The organism is Rhodococcus sp. 14C212 (assembly GCF_011058195.1).
GTDB classification, from domain to species: domain Bacteria; phylum Actinomycetota; class Actinomycetes; order Mycobacteriales; family Mycobacteriaceae; genus Rhodococcus; species Rhodococcus aetherivorans.
The window spans coordinates 1-1,182 of sequence record NZ_JAALEH010000213.1; the positions used below are offsets into that span (position 1 = coordinate 1).

Consider the following 1,182-nt stretch of genomic DNA (forward strand, 5'->3'; position numbering starts at 1 on the left):
TACAGATGTTTCGAAAATTGAGTGAGTAATGATCACAAGGAGAGCCCGGTGTGGTCGAGGAAGGCGTGGCACAGGTCGTAGCTCGACCCGATCCGGGTCAGTCCGGCCTCGGTCGCCACACGGACCTCGTCGAGGGTGTCGGGGCACAGGTTGGCCAGTTCGATGGATTTCATGTTGCCCCAGACCTGTTCGATCGGGTTGAGTTCGGGCGCATACGCCGGGAGGCGTTCGACGTGGAGCCAGTGGCGTTGGGTGGCCAACCACGCGGTCATCGCCTTGGACCGGTGGGCCATGAGCCCGTCCCAGAGCAGGATGATCTTCTCGCCGGTGAAGTGGGTGCGCAGTTCGATGAGGAACTCGATGAGTTTGTCGGTGTTGTAGGCACCGTCGGTCATGGAGAACACGAACGCGCTGCGGTTGCGGTCGGGGCGATAGGCCAGGACTCCGGCCATGGACATGCGTTTCCACGAGAAACGGTGACGGAGTATGGGTGTGACACCTTTCGGCGCCCAGGTCGCGCGGACCACCGGGAGCAGCGACACGCCGCTTTCGTCCTGGAAGCAGATCCATGCACCTCGGCGCCGCGCTATTTTTTTATCCGGGGCCACTCGTTCTCGCGCCAGGCGACGATGGCGTCCTCGTCGCGTTCGACCGCCCGCCGTGCGGGACGTTGCCGGCTCCAGCCGAGCCGGGTTCGCAGGATCGTCCAGGTCTGGGTGGGACCGTAGTGCACGCCGGTGAGCCGCTCGATCACGATCGCAACCCGCCCCAGGGTCCACACCCCGGTCGCGAAGCCGTGAGCTCGAGGTCCTTGGAGTAATTCCTCTCGGATCACCTCGATCTGGGCGTCGTCGAGACGCGGCCGGCGACCCGCCCGACCTGCACCTTCGAGCGCTTCGCTACCGCCTTCGGTCCACTGCCGAAACCATCGGGACGCGGTCTGCTGGGAAACCTCCAGCTCGACCGCGACATCGATCTGCCGCCGTCCCGCAGCGAACATCTCCGCCGCCTGCATCCGCCGCTCACGCAACGCTCCGAGATCACGACGAGCGCCGCGTTGCTTGACTTTCCGGGCATCGGACTCCTCCCCGGAACCGGTCTTCTTCCCTGCCATTCGTCAATGATCAAGCAGCACGGCGCGAATCACGTGCAACGACACGCCCTATTACCGAAAGATCTTTA

2 protein-coding genes are annotated in these 1,182 nt (G+C 64.0%); both read right to left on the reverse strand.

Going from position 1 to position 1,182, the window contains the following annotated elements; translation table 11 throughout:
* Nucleotides 1-32: 32 nt before the first annotated feature.
* Nucleotides 33-608: an IS630 family transposase gene (locus G6038_RS30735; RefSeq protein WP_165042693.1), complete on the reverse strand. Its 576-nt coding sequence runs from the start codon at nt 606-608 to the stop codon at nt 33-35.
* Complete coding sequence (locus tag G6038_RS30740; RefSeq protein WP_206025896.1) at nt 587-1,114, reverse strand: winged helix-turn-helix domain-containing protein; 528 nt, start codon at nt 1,112-1,114, stop codon at nt 587-589. Before G6038_RS30740 ends, G6038_RS30735 begins: the two co-directional genes overlap by 22 nt.
* Nucleotides 1,115-1,182 lie beyond the last annotated feature (68 nt).